Source organism: Curtobacterium poinsettiae (assembly GCF_047226435.1).
In the GTDB taxonomy this organism is placed as follows: domain Bacteria; phylum Actinomycetota; class Actinomycetes; order Actinomycetales; family Microbacteriaceae; genus Curtobacterium; species Curtobacterium poinsettiae.
Map to the genome: position 1 here is coordinate 1,697,869 of NZ_CP178434.1, position 17,950 is coordinate 1,715,818.

Consider the following 17,950-nt stretch of genomic DNA (forward strand, 5'->3'; position numbering starts at 1 on the left):
CGGAACGGTCACGGCTGCACTACCCTCGTCACGTGACCGAACCAGTCGACGTCCTCTGGACCGGGGAGCACGCTCCCGGCCACGCCCACCCCGGCGACGCGGGTGCCGATCTCGTCTCCACCGAGGCCTTCGTGCTGCAGCCGGGCGAGCGACACCTGGCCGCCACCGGACTGCGGATCGCGCTGCCCGAGGGGTACGCCGCGTTCGTGGTCCCGCGCAGCGGCCTGGCGGCGAAGCACGGCATCACGATCGTGAACAGCCCCGGCACCGTCGACTCCGGCTACCGCGGCGAGATCAAGGTCGCGCTGCTCAACACGGACCAGACGGAACCGTACGAGGTCCACGTGGGCGACCGCATCGCCCAGTTGATCGTGATGCCGGTGCCGCAGGTGACCTACACCCGGGTCGACGAGCTGCCGGACAGCGTCCGCGGACAGGGCGGGTTCGGCTCGTCGGGCTACGGTGACCGGAGCGGCGCCGTGCACGGTGCCGCCGCAGACGCTCAGGAAGGGACGCGCGCATGAAGTTCGGCCGACGCAAGCAGGACGAGGTCGAGGTGGCGGACGCCGTCGCCGACGACATCGAGGTCGCGGACACGTCCCCCGAGGTCGACATCGCGACCGATGCAGACGCGGACCACGACGAGGTCGACGCGGTCGCCCCGACGGACAAGTCCGCTCCGGACGACCGGGCCGAGAACGGCCCCCACGACGAGACCGAGGCGAACCTGGTCCGCCCCTACGTCGACCTGGGCGGGGTGAAGGTGCTCCCGCGTGAGGGCCTGCACCTGCGCCTCGAGGTCGAGGAGGGCTCGCAGCGCGTCGTCGCGGTCGGGCTCGACTACGACGACTCCACGCTGCAGGTCCAGCCGTTCGCCGCGCCCCGGTCCACCGGCCTGTGGCACGAGATCCGCGCCCAGATCGCCGAGCAGATCGAGCGCCAGGGCGGTGTCGTGACCGAGGTCGACGGCCCGTTCGGCCCCGAGCTCCGGGCGTCCGTGCCGGTCGCCGTGGATGGTGACGGCGGCACCGCCGGTTCCCGTCCGGCCCGCTTCGTCGGCGTCGACGGCCCGCGCTGGTTCCTGCGCGGCGTGATCGCCGGCAAGGCCGCCGAGCAGCCCGACGACGCCAGCGAGATCGAGGAGCTGTTCCGCAGCGTCGTCGTCGTGCGCGGCACGACGCCGATGCCGCCGCGCGACCTCATCCCGCTGCACATGCCCAAGTCGACGCAGACCGCGATCTGACGGCCTGACGAGCAACCCCGCCTGGAGGCACGGTGCCGGACCACGACGACACCCCACGACCCGAGACGGCTGGCCCCGACCCCGCTGCACCGGCAGCTGAGTCGTCGGTGGCGCCGTCGTTCTCCGCGCAGTTCCGTGACGCGGTGCAGAACGCCGGCATCGCCCGCGTCGCGCCCGGCGAGGCACCGTCCGGTCGGGCCCTGCTGGGCGCGGTCGGCGGGGTTCGTGGGCTCGCCGAGTCGGTGCTGCCCGGGTTCGCGTTCCTGGTCGTCTACGCGATCACGAAGGAGCTCGTGCCCAGCGTCGTGATCCCGGTGGTCGTCGGCCTGGTGTTCGTGGTGCTCCGGCTGGTGCAGCGGCAGTCGGTGACGATGTCGTTCGCGGGCATCCTCGGCGTCGCGGTCTCGGCCGGCCTCGCGCTCATCACCGGCCGCGCGGAGAGCAACTTCATCCCCGGCATCATCATCAACGCGGTCTGGCTCGTCGGGCTGCTGATCACGCTGGCGATCCGCTGGCCGCTCATCGGGCTCGTCGCCGGCTTCCTGCTGCCCGCGAACGAGGACGGCTCGCACGTCGACTGGCGTGCCGACCCGGTCAAGCGGCGGGTCCTGACGGTCGCCACCTGGATATGGGTCGGCCTGTTCGCCGTCCGGCTCGCGGTGGAGGTCCCGCTCTACCTGACAGCGCAGGTCGAACTGCTCGCCGGGCTGAAGCTCATCCTCGGCGTGCCGCTGTACGCGGCGGTGCTCTGGGTGACGTGGCTGCTGGTCCGCACCGTGTTCGTCCGACGCGACGACGTCGCCGCGGTGTAGAGTTCTCTCGACATCAAGATAGTTCCTGCCGGGCGCGCACGTGTCCGCGGGATTAGGTTTGCCTTGCTGGTGGGACGGTCCACGGCCCGCGAGGATGAGGGCAAACCGATCAGTAGGGAGGCGGCACGGTGGCTGCAGTCAATAGCTTCGGCTCGAAGGACACACTGTCGGTTGGGGGTGTCGACTACGCGATCCACCGGATCGACTCGGTTCCCGGGCACGAGAAGTTGCCCTACAGCCTGAAGGTGCTGCTCGAGAACCTCCTCCGCACCGAGGACGGCAAGAACGTCACCGAGGGGCAGATCCGGGCGCTCGGCTCCTGGCGTCCCGACGCCGAACCCGACACCGAGATCCAGTTCTCGCCGGCGCGCGTCGTCATGCAGGACTTCACGGGTGTGCCGTGCATCGTCGACCTCGCCACCATGCGCGAGGCCATGGCGGACATCGGCGGCGACCCGAACAAGATCAACCCGCTGTCGCCGGCCGAGATGGTCATCGACCACTCCGTCATCGCCGACCTGTTCGGCAGCACGGACGCCCTGCAGCGCAACACCGACCTGGAGTACGAGCGGAACGGTGAGCGCTACCAGTTCCTCCGCTGGGGCCAGACCGCGTTCGAGGACTTCAAGGTCGTCCCGCCCGGCACCGGCATCGTGCACCAGGTGAACATCGAGTACCTGGCGAAGGTCACCTACACGCGTGACTTCGACGGTGAGACCTACGCGTACCCGGACACCCTGGTCGGCACCGACTCGCACACCACGATGGTGAACGGCCTCGGCGTGCTCGGCTGGGGCGTCGGCGGCATCGAGGCCGAGGCCGCGATGCTCGGCCAGCCCGTGTCGATGCTCATCCCGAAGGTCGTCGGCTTCAAGCTCTCCGGCGAGATCCCCGCCGGCGTGACCGCGACCGACGTGGTGCTCACCATCACGCAGGAGCTCCGCAAGCACGGCGTCGTCGGCAAGTTCGTCGAGTTCTACGGCGAGGGCGTCAGCGCCGTCCCGCTCGCCAACCGCGCCACCATCGGCAACATGTCGCCCGAGTTCGGTTCCACCGCGGCGATCTTCCCGGTCGACGACGTCACGCTCGACTACCTGCGCCTGACCGGTCGCGACGAGGCGCAGATCGCCCTGGTCGAGGCGTACTCCAAGGCCCAGGGCCTGTGGCACGACGCCTCGGTCGAGCCCAACTACTCCGAGTACATGGAGCTCGACCTGTCCACGGTCGTGCCCTCCATCTCGGGCCCGAAGCGTCCGCAGGACCGCATCGAGCTGTCGAAGGCCAAGGACCAGTTCGAGGTCGACCTCGCCAACTACGCGAGCATCGACCACAGCGAAGAGGACAAGGCCGTCGCCGACACGTTCCCGGCGTCCGACCCGGTGGCCGCGGCCCCCGGTGACGAGCACGCCGTGGACGACCTGCAGGACGCCCCCGGGTCCGAGGTCCCCGTGCACGCTTCGAGCGCGCCCGGCACCGTCTCGAAGCCGACCTCGGTCGCCATCGCCGACGGCGACACGTTCACGATCGACCACGGTGCCGTGGCGATCGCCGCGATCACGTCGTGCACGAACACGTCGAACCCGTCGGTCATGATGGCCGCTGGCATCCTCGCCCGGAACGCCGCGCAGAAGGGCCTCACCGCGAAGCCCTGGGTGAAGACCACCCTCGCGCCGGGGTCGAAGGTCGTCACCGACTACTACGAGAAGGCCGGTCTCACCACCTACCTCGAGCAGCTCGGCTTCTACACGGTCGGCTACGGCTGCACGACCTGCATCGGCAACTCCGGCCCCCTGCCCGAGGAGATCTCGCAGGCCGTGCAGGACAACGACCTCGCCGTCACCGCGGTGCTCTCGGGCAACCGCAACTTCGAGGGCCGCATCAACCCCGACGTGAAGATGAACTACCTGGCGTCCCCGCCGCTGGTCATCGCGTACGCCCTCGCCGGGTCGATGCACTTCGACTTCGACAAGGACGCACTGGGCACCGACCAGGACGGCAACGACGTCTACCTGACCGACATCTGGCCCGACGCGGCCGAGGTGCAGCAGGTCATCGACACCTCGATCGACACCGAGATGTTCACCCACGAGTACGGCTCCGTGTTCGAGGGCGACGACCGCTGGAAGAACCTGCCGACCCCGACGGGCGACACCTTCGAGTGGGACCAGGAGTCGACCTACGTCCGGAAGCCCCCGTACTTCGAGGGCATGACGATGCAGCCCGACGCGGTGGCGGACATCTCCGGTGCCCGCGTGCTCGCGAAGCTCGGCGACTCGGTCACGACCGACCACATCTCGCCGGCCGGTTCGATCAAGGCCGACAGCCCCGCCGGTCAGTACCTCGCCGAGCACGGCGTCGACCGCAAGGACTTCAACTCCTACGGCTCGCGTCGCGGCAACCACGAGGTCATGATCCGCGGCACGTTCGCGAACATCCGTCTGCGCAACCAGCTGCTGGACGGCGTCGAGGGCGGGTACACCCGTGACTTCACGACGCCGGACGGCGAGCAGTCGTTCATCTACGACGCCTCGGAGCACTACCAGGAGCAGGGCATCCCGCTCGTCATCTTCGGCGGCAAGGAGTACGGCTCCGGTTCGTCCCGTGACTGGGCGGCGAAGGGCACGAACCTGCTCGGTGTCCGTGCGGTCATCACCGAGAGCTTCGAGCGGATCCACCGCTCGAACCTCATCGGCATGGGCGTCGTCCCGCTGCAGTTCCCGGCGGGCGAGACGGTCGAGTCCCTCGGCCTCGACGGCACCGAGGTCGTGTCGATCTCCGGGCTGACCGAGCTGAACGAGGGCCGCACCCCGAAGACCGTGCACGTCACCGCGACGCCGAGCGAGCACTCGCCCGCCGGCAAGCAGCCGGTGGAGTTCGACGCGGTCGTCCGCATCGACACCCCCGGTGAGGCCGACTACTACCGCAACGGCGGCATCCTGCAGTACGTGCTCCGCTCGCTCGTCTGACGCGACCCAGATACTGCCTGGAGGCGCGGTGCCAGCTGGCACCGCGCCTCCAGTCTGTTCTGTCCCTACGCGCATAGAGTGGGCCGACAGCCCCACGAAAGGAGCGCTCGTGAGCCTGCTCAGCAGCATCACGTCGCCGCGCGACCTGAAGCGTCTCTCCGACGCGCAGATGACCGACCTCGCCGCCGAGATCCGACGCTTCCTGGTCGCCGAGGTCGCGAAGACGGGTGGGCACCTCGGGCCGAACCTGGGTGTCGTCGAGCTGACGCTCGCGATGCACCGCGTGTTCGACTCGCCGAACGACCCCTTCGTCTTCGACACCGGGCACCAGTCGTACGTGCACAAGCTCGTCACCGGGCGGCAGGACTTCTCCAAGCTGCGCGAACGCGGTGGCATCGCCGGCTACCCGCAGCGCAGCGAGTCCGAGCACGACATCGTCGAGTCCTCGCACGCGTCGTCGTCGTTGTCGTGGGCGGACGGCATCTCCCGCGCGTTCGGGCAGACCGGCCAGACCGACCGCACCGTCGTCGCGGTGGTGGGGGACGGCGCGCTCACCGGTGGGATGACGTGGGAGGCGCTCAACAACATCTCCGACGACAACGACCGGCGCCTGGTCATCGTCGTCAACGACAACGGCCGCTCGTACGCCCCGACCATCGGTGGCATGGCGCGGTTCCTGAGTTCCGTGCGCACCCGCCGCGAGTACCGGGCCCTGTACGAGAGCACGCAGGCCGTGGCGGCGCGGTTCGGTGCTCCGGGTCGTGCGGTGTACCGCGGCATGCGCGGGGGCCTGCACGGCTTCCTGTCGCGACTGACGAACAACGAGGCGCTGTACTCGAACCTCGACATCAAGTACATCGGCCCGGTGAACGGGCACGACCAGCAGGCGATGGAGGCTGCGCTCCGGCAGGCCAAGGAGTACGGCGCTCCCGTGATCGTGCACGTCATCACGGAGAAGGGCCACGGCTTCGAGCCCGCCCTGCGCGACCAGGCCGACCAGTTCCACGCCGTCGGCCACATCGACCCGGAGACGGGCGAGTCGCTCGACGCCGCGTCGGGCCCCTCGTGGACCTCGGTGTTCGCGTCCTCCCTGGCCGAGGCCGGCGCCTCGGACCCTCGGATCGTCGCGATCACGGCGGCGATGCTCCGGCCGACCGGGCTGCACCTGTTCCAGGAGCAGCACCCCGACCGCGTGTACGACGTCGGCATCGCCGAGCAGCACGCCGTGACGACCGCCGCGGGCCTGGCGTACGGGGGACTCCACCCGGTCGTGGCGCTCTACGCGACGTTCCTGAACCGGGCGTTCGACCAGGTGCTGATGGACGTCGCCCTGCACAGGGCCGGCGTGACGTTCGTGCTCGACCGTGCCGGCATCACCGGTCCGGACGGCCCGTCGCACCACGGCATGTGGGACCTCGCACTGCTGCAGGTCGTGCCGGGGATCCGGATCGCCGCACCACGCGACGCCGCGACACTGCGTGAGGAGTTCCGCGAGGCGATCGCCGTCGACGATGCCCCCACCGTGCTGCGGTGGTCGAAGGGGCAGGTCGGGCCGGACATCCCCGCGGTCCGTCGTCTCCCCGACGGTGTGGACGTGCTGCACGCCGCCGCGGACGACGTCGAGGACGTCCTCTTCGTCGCCGTCGGGTCCATGGTGCCGGTGGCACTCGAGGCCGCGGCGCTGCTCGAGGCGCAGGGCATCGGCGTCACCGTCGTGGACCCGCGCTGGGTGGTCCCGATCCCGGGTTCGCTCATCGAACTGTCGCGCTCACACCGGCTCGTCATCACGATCGAGGACGGTGTGCGCGTCGGCGGCGTCGGGACCCGGCTGCGGCAGGACCTGCGTGCCGCTGGGGGCGACACCGGGGTGAACGAGCTCGGGCTGCCCGACGCGTTCATCGACCACGCGACGCGGTCCCAGATCCTCGCCGACGCTGGGCTGACGGCGCAGGCCATCGCCCGCGACGTCATCGACCAGGTCGTCGGGACGAAGCTGCCGCAGGCGAAGCCCGCGCGCTCCCGCGAGTCGGCCGCGTCCGACCGCTGACCGCTCGGCCCGGGTCCGGTCCGGGTCCGGGTCCGGGTCCGGTCAGCAAAACACCGGTGTTCGCGCTGCACTCCGCGGTTTGCGGGTGTTCGGTGCGCGAACACCGGTGTTTTGCGTACTGGGCCTAGCGGGAAGCGGGGCCGACGATCCGGGGCTCGTGGAACGTGCCGCCGAAGACACGCTCGGAGGCACCGGAGCGGTCGAGGTACGGGCTGATCCCACCGGCCTGGAACGGGTAGCCAGCGCCGAGGATGAGCCCGAGGTCGATCTCCTCGACGTGCTCGACGACCTTGTCCTCGAGCATGCGGTGCAGCTCGTCGGCCAGGGCGTCCTCGAACCGGCGCTGCATCTCGGCGGCGTCGACGGGCTTCGCGTCCATCTTGGACGGTGCGACGAGCTTCACGGCGGCGGGGTCGTACCCGGTCGCGTTGCCCTTCTTGTCGCGGGTCAGGATCGTCCCGTGCTCAGCGATCTTCTTCAGGCCGTCGCCGGGGTAGAAGCGCTCCGGCCAGGCGGCGTGGTGCGAGTCGAGCACGTGCGCACCGACCGGCAGCCCGACGAGCTCGAGCAGCTCGAACGGCGACATCGGCAGGCCGAGCGGTGCGGCACCCTGGGCGACGGTGTCGAACGAGGTGCCTTCCTCGACGCCGCGCATCGCCTCGCCGAGCACCCGGGCGAGCACCCGGTTGACGACGAAGCCGGGCTGGTCCGCGGTGATGACCGCGGTCTTCTTCAGGGTCTTCGCGACGGCGAGGGCGGTGACGAGGGCCTCGTCCGAGGTCTTCGCCGCGCGCACCACCTCGAGCAGCGGCATGACCGCGACCGGGTTGAAGAAGTGGAAGCCGACGAGCCGCTCCGGGTTCGTCAGGACCGACGCCATCTCGTCGACGGAGAGCGACGACGTGTTCGTGGCGAGGATGGCGTCCGGGGCGATGACCCGCTCGATCTTCCGGAAGACCTCTTGTTTGACGGTCATCTCCTCGAAGACGGCCTCGATCACCCAGTCGGCGTCGGCGAAGTCGTCGTACGACACCGACCCGCTGACGAGTGCGGTGATGCGGTTGGCGTCGTCGGGGGAGATCCGGCCCCTGTCGAGCAGCTTCGTGACCTCGCCGCGGATCCGCTCGACACCGGCGTCCACACGGGACTGGTCGACGTCGGTGATGACCACGGGGACCCCGAGACGGCGGGCGAAGAGCAGCGCGAACTGGGAGGCCATCAGCCCGGCGCCGAGCACACCGACCTTGGTGATCTTCTTCGGTTCGACACCTTCCGGAGCGCCGACGGGCTTCCTCGCGCGCTTCTGCACGAGGTCGAAGGCGTACATCGACGCGGCGAACTGGTCGCCGGACAGCAGGTCGGCGAGGGCGTCGTCCTCGTCGGCGAACCGTTCGTCGAGCGAACCCGACTTGGCTGTGGCCACCAGGTCGAGTGCTCGGAACGGCGACTTCGGCACGGTGCCGATCTTCGACGCCACCTGGCCACGCGCGACCTTGACGACGGTGCCCCATGCCGCCTTCTCGAGCATGCCCGGCTCGTTCTTCCGCACCACCTTGGTCGCGCCGGTGATGACACGATCGGCCCAGGCAACGGACGAGGGCAGGAACGTGACGGACGGCACCAGGACGTCGCCGATGCCGATCTCGACCGCGGCCGGACCGTCCATCAGGCGGTTGTTCTTGAGCGGGTTCTCGACGATGACGCGGAGCGCGCGCTCCGGGCCGATCAGGCGGGGGAGCAGTGTCGCGCCACCCCAGCCGGGGATGATGCCGAGGAACACCTCGGGCAGGCCGATGCCCTGCGCGGCGGACGAGAAGGCCCGGTACGTGCAGTGCAGGGCGATCTCGAGCCCGCCCCCGAGCGCCAGGGTGTTCACGAACGCGAACGACGGCACTCCGAGGTCGGCGAACTTGCGGAGTGTGGCGTGCCCGAGGGCGGCGAGGTCGTGCGCGGCCTCGCGCGACGGGACCGCTGCGGCCTGGGACAGGTCGGCCCCCGCCGCGAAGCAGTACTCCTTGCCGGTGATCGCGACGCCCTGGATCGTGCCGGCGGCGGCCTCGGTCCGCAGGGTGTCGAGCACCCCGGACAGTTCACGGAGCGTGCGGGGCCCGAGGGTGTTCGGCCGCTTGTAGTCCTTGCCGTTGTCGAGCGTGATGAGTGCCAGCGTGCCGCCCGATGGCATGGTCACGTGCTTCACGAACGAGTGCGTGACGACCTCGTCCTCGCTGAGTTCGGCCAGTCGGTCGTTGTCGACGATGGTCATGGTCACGCCCCCTTCCGAGCGGAGCGCTCGGCCGACTTGCTGTGGTTCGGGTTCTCCCAGATGACGGTGCCGCCCTGGCCGAGCCCGATGCACATCGTGGTGATGCCGTACTTGACGTCCGGTCGCTCGGCGAACTGCGCCGCGAGCTGGTTCATGAGTCGGACACCGCTCGACGCGAGCGGGTGGCCGACGGCGATGGCGCCGCCCCACGCGTTCACGTTCGGGGAGTCCTGGGCGATGCCGTAGTTGTCGAGGAAGGCGAGCACCTGGACGGCGAACGCCTCGTTGATCTCGAACAGGCCGATGTCGTCGATCGACAGCCCGGCCTTCGACAGTGCCTTGTCGGTGGCGGGGACCGGGCCGACGCCCATGACCTCGGGCTCGACGCCGGCGAAGGCGAACGACACCATGCGCATCTTCGTCGACAGGCCGTGCTGCTTCGCACCGTCCTCGGACGCGAGCAGGCTCATGGTCGCGCCGTCGTTGAGTCCGGCTGCGTTGCCGGCGGTGACCCGTCCGTGGGGCCGGAACGGCGTCTTCAAGGCGGCCAGCGCCTCCAGGGTGGTACCCGGCCGGGGCGGCTCGTCGGTGCTGATGACGTCCCAGCCGTCGCCCTTGTTGACCTCGACCGGGATGACGTCGGGCTGCAGCTTGCCGTTCGCCCAGGCGGCGGCGTAGCGCTGCTGGGACTGCACGGCGTAGGCGTCCGTGCGGTCCTTCGTGATCGCGGGGAAGCGGTCGTGCAGGCGCTCGGCGGTGGCGCCCATGACGAGGGCGTCGCTCGACACCATGCGCTCCGCGACGAAACGCGGGTTGGGGTCGGCGTTGAAGCCCATCGGGTGGCGGCCCATGTGCTCGACCCCACCGGCGATCGCGACGTCGGCGGCACCGAAGGCGATGGCACCCGCGAGCGTCGTGACACTCGTCATGGCGCCAGCGCACATGCGGTCGATCGCGTAGCCGGGCACCGACTTCGGCAGGCCTGCGAGCATGCCGACCGTGCGCCCGAGCGTCAGGCCCTGGTCACCCTGCTGCGTGGTCGCGGCGACGGCGACGTCGTCCACCGCTGCGGTGTCGAGGGAGTCGTTCCGGTCGAGCAGTCCGCGCATCGCGTGCACCGCGAGGTCGTCGGACCGCGTCTTCCAGAACACCCCCTTCTCGCCGGCTCGTCCGAACGGTGTGCGAACGCCGTCCACGAACACGACGTCTGATGCCTTTGGCAATCCGGGCCTCCCAGATCCTCTTCGATCGGGCCGGAACGCAGGTCGCTCCGGCCTGGCCGGGCCTCGCCCGGCGACCCTGCCGACGCTATGCCCCCACCCTGGGCGGCCGCATGCCGGTTGGGCAGTTCCTACGACTCGTCGTCGTCCGTCGCGGCGGGCCGCTGTGCAGCAACGACAAAGGCCGACGCGATGATCGACGAGAGTTCCTCGACCTGCCACGGGCGCGCATCGTGCTCGGCGAGGGCGGCTCCGACCAGTTCGGTCGACACCGGCGACGGCGGTGCCCACGACACGAGCCGGAGTGTCTCCGGCGTGAGCAGGTTCTCGAGCGGGATGTCGAGCTCCTCGGCACGCTTCGTCACCGCGGCGCGCGCGGCCTTGTACCGGCGGTCGGCCGCGGGGTTGCGGTCGGCCCAGGCGCGCGGCGGCGGGAGCGTCGCCTCGCCGGCACCACGCAGGCGGGGGAGGTCCTCGGTGGTGCGGCCCTCGTCGACGGCGGCCCACCAGCGGTCGAGCTCGGAACGGCTGGCGCGGCCCGTGAAGGCCTTCAGCGCCCCCAGCTCGGCGCGCGACTCGGGTGCGGCGGCCGCAGCGGCGACGATCGCGGCGTCGGGGATGGTGCGGCCCGGGGCGATGTCCGCCTGTCGGGCGTACTCGTCACGGGCGAGCCACAGCGACCGGGCGATCGCCAGGGCGCGGGCACCACGGAGCGCGTGCATGCCCGACAACCGACGCCACGGCTCGGCGCGGGCCGGCTTCGGTGCACGGTGCAGCACCGCGTCGAACTCCTCGGCCGCGATGCGGGACTTGCCGGCCTCGTCGAGCTTCTCGGCGAGGGCGTCGCGCAGGTCGGGCAACAGCTCGACGTCGAGCGATGCGTAGACGAGCCACGACTGGGGCAGGGGACGGGTGGACCAGTCGGCGGCCGAGTGCGCCTTCGCCAGGGTGATGCCGAGCAACTGCTCGACGACGGCACCGAGGCCGACACGGGGGAAGCCGGCGATGCGGGCGCCGAGTTCGGTGTCGAAGATGCGGGTCGGGACGAGGCCGACCTCCTGCAGGCACGGCAGGTCCTGCGAGGCGGCGTGGAACAGCCACTCCTCGTCGACGATGGCGGCCTGCAGGGCGGAGAAGTCGCCGATCGGGATCGGGTCGAACAGGTACGCACCGGCACCACGGCGGAACACCTGGATCAGGTACGCGCGCTGCGAGTAGCGGTAGCCGCTGGCGCGTTCGGCGTCGACCGCGACGGGGCCGTGCCCGGCGGCGATGGCGGCGACCGCGTCGAGGTACTCGTCGTGCGTGTCGATGACCTTGACGGCGTCGTGCGACGCCTCGAAGGCGGGGCCGGCAGCGGCGGCCGGAGCAGCCGAGCCGGCAGCGGCGGCCGGAGCAGTCGAACCGGCAGCGGCAGCCGGAGCAGCCGAGCCGGCAGCGGGGCTGGCGGCGTCCTGGGGAGCGGGATCGGTCACTTGGCGAGCCTCCTCGGGGCCAGCAGGGTCACGCCGTCCGATGCGGGAGGCAGACCGGCGAGCATGGCGACGATGTCCTGCCAGGCCCGGACGTGTGCGGTGAGGTCGTCGCCGCGTGGTGTCCACGACGCGCGGAGTTCCAGCTGGGCGCCGTCGCCCTGTGCGGCGAGGTCGCCGTACCCGCGCGAGATGATCTTGGTGGCCGTGCCCGAGGCGTGGTCGTACGTCGCACCGTGCGATTCGAGCGCGTCGACGAGCCAGCTCCACGTCACGTCCGCGACGAACTCGTCGACGCCGATCTCCGGTTCGAGCGGCGCCTGGGCGAACGAGACGACGCGGAACGCGCCACCCCAGCCCTCGGGTTCTTCCGGGTCGTACAGGGCGATGAAGCGCCCGGTGCCCAGGTCCGACTCGACCCCGTGCGCGGTGCCGGACACGTCCGCCGCCAGGGCGATCGAGAACGGTGCGATCCGGGTCGGCGAGGGGATCTCGGTGACGGTGGTCTCGGCACGGCCGCTGCCGCCGGACACGAACGCGCGGAGCCGCGCGAAGGCGTCGGGCTCTCGGGTTTCGGACACACATGCAGACTAGGCTCCGGGCCATGTCCCGATCCGCGCGACCCGCCGAGGACGTCGTCCAGGAGACCGCTCGATCGGCCGGGTTCATCGCACTCGGCGCCGGTCTGGCAGCAGCAGCGGTGGGGACGGCCGTCATCGGTGGCTTCGTCGCCGCCGTCGCCCGCGCCGTCGTCACGCCTGACCGCAAGCGCAACGAGCGCGTGCCGATCCACGCCGTCGACCCGGTCCGGAAGACCGTCACGATCGAGCGCACCGCGGACACGGAACTGCAGGGCCGCTACTCGCTCTGGTTCGGCGGCGGCACCGGACACATGCGCGTCGGCGAAGTGCTCGGCACGACCGACACCACCGTCACCCGCCGCATCATCGCCATCGACGCCGGCGACCCGACCGCCGCCCGTCGCGGTCGCTGGGGCGGCTGGTTCTACCTGACACCCGGCGAACTCGACGTGCCCGTCGAGGACGTCGACATCCCCACCCCGAACGGCCCTGCCCCGGCATGGGTCGTCCGCGCCGACGATCCGGACGCCCCGTGGGCCGTGCTGGTGCACGGCCGTGGTGTCACCCGCGCCGAGACCATCCGCGCCGTCCCGGTCTTCCGCGCCGCCGGCTACTCGGTCGTCCTCGCCTCGTGGCGGAACGACGGCGTCGCCCCGCCCAGTGTCGACGGTCGCTACGGCCTCGGCAGCACCGAGTGGGAGGACGTCGACTCCGTGCTCCGCTGGCTCACCGCGCAGGACGCCCAGAGCGTCGTGCTGATGGGCTGGTCGATGGGTGGCGCCGTCGTGTTGCAGACCCTGCTCCGCTCGCGGTTCGCCGGGCTGGTCGACGGGGTCGTGCTCGAGTCACCCGTGGTCGACTGGCACGCCGTCCTGAAGTCGCAGAGCCAGCTCCTGCGCCTGCCGCGGCCGGTCCGCAAGGTCGCACAGCGCCTGCTCCGCACGCCCGTGCTGTACCGGTTGGCCGGGCTGCAGCGGCCCGTCGACCTGCGCGAGCTCGACATGGTCACCCGTGCGGACGAACTCACGGTGCCGATCCTGCTGCTGCACAGCGACGACGACGGCTTCGTGCCGTCCTCGGCCTCGCACGACCTGGCCCGCGCGCGGCCCGACCTGGTCCGGCTCGAGATCCAGACCACGGCCCGGCACACGAAGCTGTGGAACCACGACGCCGACTGGTTCGACGCCCGGATCCTCGCGTGGCTCACCGAGGTGGTCCAGCGGCGCGGCGCGGCCAGCGCGCGGTAGAGACGACCGAACGACGGACGGGAGGCGCGGTGCCAGCTGGAACCGCGCCTCCCGTCCGTCGTTGCTCCCGTTCGGTCGCTTCGTGAGCAGGATTGGTCGGGTCGCCGACGCGCACGCGACCTCTTCTGCTCACCGAGCGGGTGGCGCGGCAATCGTTCTGTCCGGCACCGTCGTGGTCATCCGGTCTCCTCTGTCGTCCCGGTCCGTGGCGAGAGGCCGCCCACGCGGACGGCAGCGAGGACGTCGGTCCTGCCGGGTGTGAACGCGGTGATCGCGACCACGGTGTCAGCCTGCACGGTGCAGAACCCCGGCTGCGCGTCGCCGAGCGGCACGAGCGCACGTGCGAACCCGTCGAGCCCGCGGACGTCAAAGCCACGCTCGGCTGCCATCGTGTACTTCGTCAGGAAGGTCCGTGCCGTCGCCAGCGCGCCCTGCTCGAAGATCCGCAGCCGTTCCTCGGCCGGACACTGCGATGCCACTTCGAGTGCCAGTTCCGCCCCCGGGGCGTCTGATGCGCGGAGGCGCGAGCACAGTTCCTGGACGGTGATGTGGACGAGTCCGACGGACCGGTCGATCGCCGTGGCCGCCACGAGCGTTCGGTCCGTCGCACGGAGCACGACCGTCACGAGTTCATCGCCGTGATCGACCTGACAGATGAGGACGAGCTCGTCGCCGAGGGCTTCGAGGGGCCCGATGAACGGCACGAGGTTCGGCGACTGCTTCGAGGAGGTCCGCCGGACGACCCCCGCGAACGAGCGCGCGGACACGTCGGAGACGAACACCTGCGCGTCCGACCCGACTGCGGCGAGGACCTCGACGACACGCTCCGGCAGCTCCACCGTCGACTCGTTGGTGAGCGCTCGGAGATGCGGCACCGAGACGTCCGAGGGCGCGCCCGTCACCGTCGGACACCCGCGGACGACGGGCCGTGTCGGTACCGGGCCTCGCCGTCGGGCAGGACGTCGATGTCGACCCGTGCACGCCCTGGTTCGCTGGAGTGCCAGGACGGGCCTCGGCGGTTCGGCCAGCCTCCGAGCAACGCACGCGGGACGAACCGGGTGGTGATCCGTGCGCCGGAGACGTTCCGGTCGGCGACGACCTCCGTGTGCAGCGCGAGCACTCCGAGGAGCAACGGTCTGCCGCCCGGTTCGATGAAGGCGTGCTCACCATCGGAGTCGGCAGGGGCGAACTCGTCCTCGAACCGCAGCGTCGCACCGCTCGAGGACCGGATCGTGACGGCTGGTCCGACGCCGATGCAGTCGAGCGTGTTCATCGTCGATCTCCCCCCTGTGGTGCTGACCCGAAGCCTGTCACGGTCAGCGAGTGCGATGCCAGAGAACTGGCTGAACCGACGGACGGGAGGCCCGTGGCGGTGTCGCCACGGGCCTCCCGTCCGTCAGTGGGTCCGCGTCTACGCGACCGCCGCCTGCACCTGCCGCTGGACGCGACCGAGCATGCCCACCATGCCGCGGATCCGCAGCGGGCTGACCGCCTCGGACAGGCCGATGGTCAACGGGTAGTCCGTCGGGACGGCGAGCACCTGCTCGACGGTCAGGCCGGACAGGCCCTGCGCCAGGATCGAGGCGAAGCCGCGGGTGGTCGGTGCTTCGCGCGGTGCGGTGGCGTGCATCCGGACGACGTCCGGGTCGTCGCCGTCCTCGCCCACCGTGACGGTGATGAAGACGGGGGACTGGCACTCCTCGACGCGTTCGAGTTCGTCCTCGTGCCCCTGCAGGCGCTCGGGCAGCACCGGGAGCTCGTTCGAGAACTCGAGGAGGAGCTGCAGGCGGTCCTTCTGGCCCAGGGCGAGGAAGTCGTCGCGGATCTCGGCGAGGGTGGCGGGGAGCGTGGCGTCGGTGCTGGCGTTCATCGGTTCGGAACCGTACCCGGCTCGGATCCCTGCACGATGGGGACGCGGACGGCGCTGCCCCACTCGGTCCACGAACCGTCGTAGTTGCGGACGTCGGCGTAGCCGAGCAGGTGCTGCAGGACGAACCAGGTGTGGCTCGAACGCTCACCGATGCGGCAGTACGCGATGACCTGGTCGGCGTCACCGATGCCGGCGCCCTCGCGGTAGATCGCGTCGAGTTCAGCGCGCGACCGGAAGGTGCCGTCGGGCGCCGCCGCCGTGGCCCAGGGGATGTTCACCGCGGTGGGGACGTGCCCGCCGCGCAGCGCGCCCTCCTCCGGGTAGTCGGGCGCGGTCGTGCGCTCCCCGCTGTACTCCGGGGCGCTCCGGACGTCGATGAGCGGCTTGCCGAGGTGCGCGAGGACGTCGTCCTTGAAGGCACGGACGGGCTCGTCGTGGCGCTCGACGACGGGGTAGTCGACGGGAGTGACGGGGGTCTCCTCGGTGGTCAGTGCACGGTCCTCGGCGATCCACTTGGCGCGGCCGCCGTCGAGCAGGCGCACGTCCTGGTGGCCGAACAGGGTGAACACCCAGAGGGCGTACGCGGCCCACCAGTTGTTCTTGTCGCCGTAGATCACGACGGTGGTGTCGCGGCCGATGCCCTTGCCACCGAGGAGCTCGGCGAACGCGGCGCCGTCGATGTAGTCGCGCTGCACCGGGTCGTTGAGGTCGGTGTGCCAGTCGACCTTCACAGCGCCTGGGATGTGTCCGGTCTCGTAGAGCAGGACGTCCTCGTCGGACTCGACGACCACCAGGTCGGGCGCGCCGGCACCGGAGTCCAGTTGCTCCTGCAGCCACTCGGTGGAGACGAGGCGCTCCGGGTGCGCGTAGGCGGCGAACTGCTCGGACGGGTCGACCGGTGCGGTCATCGGGGGTACCTCCAGGGGGTGCGGGGGAGCGTGGTGCTGGGGAGCGTGCTGCTGGCGCCGGACTAGGATCGGGCGTCGGTGCCTGTGGGCAACGGTACGCGGACGTACCGTGCCCCTGACGCAACGTGACACCCAACGACATGCTTCCCGGAAGGGTCCCCCGATTGCCCGCTCACCTCGTCGACCGTGATCCACGGGTGACCCCGCAGCAGATGGCCGCGGCGCTCGTGCCCCCGCCGCAGTTCACGGACGCGTCGTTCGACTCGTACCGGCCGGACCCGGACTACGCCTCGCAGGCCTCGGTCCGCGATGCCGTCGCCGCCTTCGTGGCCGCAGGGCCCGCCGAGGCCCCACGGCGCGGGCTGTTCGGGAGGCGCAAGCAGTCGGCAGAACCGGCGGCCAAGTCCGGGGTCTACCTGGACGGCGGCTTCGGTGTCGGCAAGACCCACCTGCTCGCGGCGGCGTACCACGCGGCCACCGGGCGGAAGACCTTCGGCACCTTCATCGAGTACACCGCGCTCGTCGGGGCACTGGGGTTCCAGGGGACGGTCGACCTGCTCCGCGGCACCGACCTGGTGTGCATCGACGAGTTCGAGCTCGACGACCCGGGCGACACGATGGTGATGACCCGGCTCATCAAGGAACTGACCGAGACGGGCACCCGCTTCGCCGCGACGTCGAACACGCCGCCGGGGGCGCTCGGCGAAGGACGCTTCGCCGCGCAGGACTTCCTGCGCGAGATCCAGGCGATGTCCGACCGCTTCGACACCATGCGCATCGACGGCCTCGACTACCGCCGACGTGCGGTGGACGAGTCCGCTGCCGTCGTCGACGACGTCGCCGGGTTGCTGCCCACGGGCGCGGTCACGCTCGACGACTTCGGAGCGGTGGTGGCGCACCTGGGTTCCGTGCACCCGTCGAAGTACGTCGCGCTGGTCGAGGACCTGGACGCCGTCGGACTGACCGACGTCCGGGCGTTCACCGACCAGACCGACGCGCTGCGCTGGGTCGCTCTGGTGGACCGGCTGTACGACGCGCAGGTGCGGATCGTCGCCTCGGGGACCCCGCTCGACCAGGTGTACCCCGACGTGATGCTCGAGGGCGGCTACCGCAAGAAGTACCTGCGCGCGGCGTCCCGCGTCGTGGCGCTCACCCGCGCCTGAACGTCGCTCCCTGCCCGGACCGATCTGTCCACGGCGGTCTCGTGCCCCTCGCGCAGGGGACATCGGGCCGCTGGAAACACGACGTTTACAAACGGCGTGCTCGCGTTACATCCGCGAAACAGTTCGTGCTCCCTCGTGAAACCTCGCCTCGCCAGACT

15 protein-coding genes are annotated in these 17,950 nt (G+C 70.7%); 7 read left to right on the forward strand and 8 right to left on the reverse strand.

The window, feature by feature from the left end:
- The first annotated feature begins 32 nt into the window (after nt 1–32).
- From dut to dxs, 5 genes are all read left to right on the forward strand, one after another.
- Nucleotides 33–524 carry a dUTP diphosphatase gene (dut, locus tag ACL00U_RS08045; protein ID WP_017886100.1) on the forward strand — a complete coding sequence of 164 codons (492 nt, stop codon included), beginning with the start codon at nt 33–35 and terminating at the stop codon, nt 522–524.
- Nucleotides 521–1,243: a DUF3710 domain-containing protein gene (locus tag ACL00U_RS08050; RefSeq protein WP_017886101.1), complete on the forward strand. Its 723-nt coding sequence runs from the start codon at nt 521–523 to the stop codon at nt 1,241–1,243. Before dut ends, ACL00U_RS08050 begins: the two co-directional genes overlap by 4 nt.
- A gap of 32 nt (nt 1,244–1,275) precedes the next feature.
- Nucleotides 1,276–2,055, forward strand: coding sequence for a DUF3159 domain-containing protein (locus ACL00U_RS08055; protein ID WP_412874039.1), 780 nt, complete (start codon nt 1,276–1,278; stop codon nt 2,053–2,055).
- Between the two features lie 128 nt (nt 2,056–2,183).
- Nucleotides 2,184–5,021, forward strand: coding sequence for an aconitate hydratase (locus ACL00U_RS08060; protein ID WP_194590857.1), 2,838 nt, complete (start codon nt 2,184–2,186; stop codon nt 5,019–5,021).
- Nucleotides 5,022–5,130: 109 nt separating this feature from the next.
- Nucleotides 5,131–7,068, forward strand: coding sequence for a 1-deoxy-D-xylulose-5-phosphate synthase (dxs, locus tag ACL00U_RS08065; protein WP_412874040.1), 1,938 nt, complete (start codon nt 5,131–5,133; stop codon nt 7,066–7,068).
- Between the two features lie 124 nt (nt 7,069–7,192).
- On the opposite strand, the gene ACL00U_RS08070 is transcribed toward dxs, so the two are convergent.
- The 4 genes from ACL00U_RS08070 to ACL00U_RS08085 all read right to left on the reverse strand — a co-directional run bounded on the left by ACL00U_RS08070 (nt 7,193) and on the right by ACL00U_RS08085 (nt 12,604).
- On the reverse strand, nt 7,193–9,331 hold the full coding sequence (locus ACL00U_RS08070; RefSeq protein ID WP_412874041.1) for a 3-hydroxyacyl-CoA dehydrogenase NAD-binding domain-containing protein: 2,139 nt from the start codon (nt 9,329–9,331) through the stop codon (nt 7,193–7,195).
- Nucleotides 9,332–9,333: 2 nt separating this feature from the next.
- Entirely contained in the window at nt 9,334–10,554 is a 1,221-nt protein-coding gene (locus tag ACL00U_RS08075) for a thiolase family protein (protein WP_081612195.1), read from the reverse strand.
- Between the two features lie 128 nt (nt 10,555–10,682).
- Nucleotides 10,683–12,026: an HRDC domain-containing protein gene (locus tag ACL00U_RS08080; protein WP_412874042.1), complete on the reverse strand. Its 1,344-nt coding sequence runs from the start codon at nt 12,024–12,026 to the stop codon at nt 10,683–10,685.
- Nucleotides 12,023–12,604 (reverse strand): DUF3000 domain-containing protein, encoded by a 582-nt coding sequence (locus ACL00U_RS08085; RefSeq protein ID WP_017886108.1) that lies wholly within the window; start codon nt 12,602–12,604, stop codon nt 12,023–12,025. The genes ACL00U_RS08080 and ACL00U_RS08085 overlap by 4 nt, the downstream gene beginning before the upstream one ends.
- A 23-nt stretch (nt 12,605–12,627) precedes the next feature.
- Here ACL00U_RS08085 and ACL00U_RS08090 point away from each other — a divergent pair, with 23 nt between their 5' ends.
- The gene (locus tag ACL00U_RS08090) at nt 12,628–13,851 is read left to right on the forward strand and encodes an alpha/beta fold hydrolase (protein ID WP_017886109.1); all 1,224 of its coding nucleotides are present in this window, start codon (nt 12,628–12,630) and stop codon (nt 13,849–13,851) included.
- A 176-nt stretch (nt 13,852–14,027) separates the two neighbouring features.
- Here ACL00U_RS08090 and ACL00U_RS08095 read toward each other — a convergent pair whose 3' ends face one another.
- The 4 genes from ACL00U_RS08095 to ACL00U_RS08110 all read right to left on the reverse strand — a co-directional run bounded on the left by ACL00U_RS08095 (nt 14,028) and on the right by ACL00U_RS08110 (nt 16,629).
- On the reverse strand, nt 14,028–14,726 hold the full coding sequence (locus ACL00U_RS08095; protein WP_412874043.1) for a hypothetical protein: 699 nt from the start codon (nt 14,724–14,726) through the stop codon (nt 14,028–14,030).
- A 23-nt stretch (nt 14,727–14,749) separates the two neighbouring features.
- Complete coding sequence (locus tag ACL00U_RS08100; RefSeq protein ID WP_412874044.1) at nt 14,750–15,124, reverse strand: hypothetical protein; 375 nt, start codon at nt 15,122–15,124, stop codon at nt 14,750–14,752.
- A gap of 138 nt (nt 15,125–15,262) precedes the next feature.
- Nucleotides 15,263–15,721: a SufE family protein gene (locus tag ACL00U_RS08105; RefSeq protein WP_412874045.1), complete on the reverse strand. Its 459-nt coding sequence runs from the start codon at nt 15,719–15,721 to the stop codon at nt 15,263–15,265.
- On the reverse strand, nt 15,718–16,629 hold the full coding sequence (locus ACL00U_RS08110; protein ID WP_412874046.1) for a sulfurtransferase: 912 nt from the start codon (nt 16,627–16,629) through the stop codon (nt 15,718–15,720). Before ACL00U_RS08110 ends, ACL00U_RS08105 begins: the two co-directional genes overlap by 4 nt.
- Nucleotides 16,630–16,769: 140 nt before the next feature.
- On the opposite strand from ACL00U_RS08110, the gene zapE reads away from it, so the two are divergent.
- On the forward strand, nt 16,770–17,792 hold the full coding sequence (gene zapE / locus ACL00U_RS08115; protein ID WP_412874047.1) for a cell division protein ZapE: 1,023 nt from the start codon (nt 16,770–16,772) through the stop codon (nt 17,790–17,792).
- The last annotated feature ends 158 nt before the right edge of the window (nt 17,793–17,950 follow it).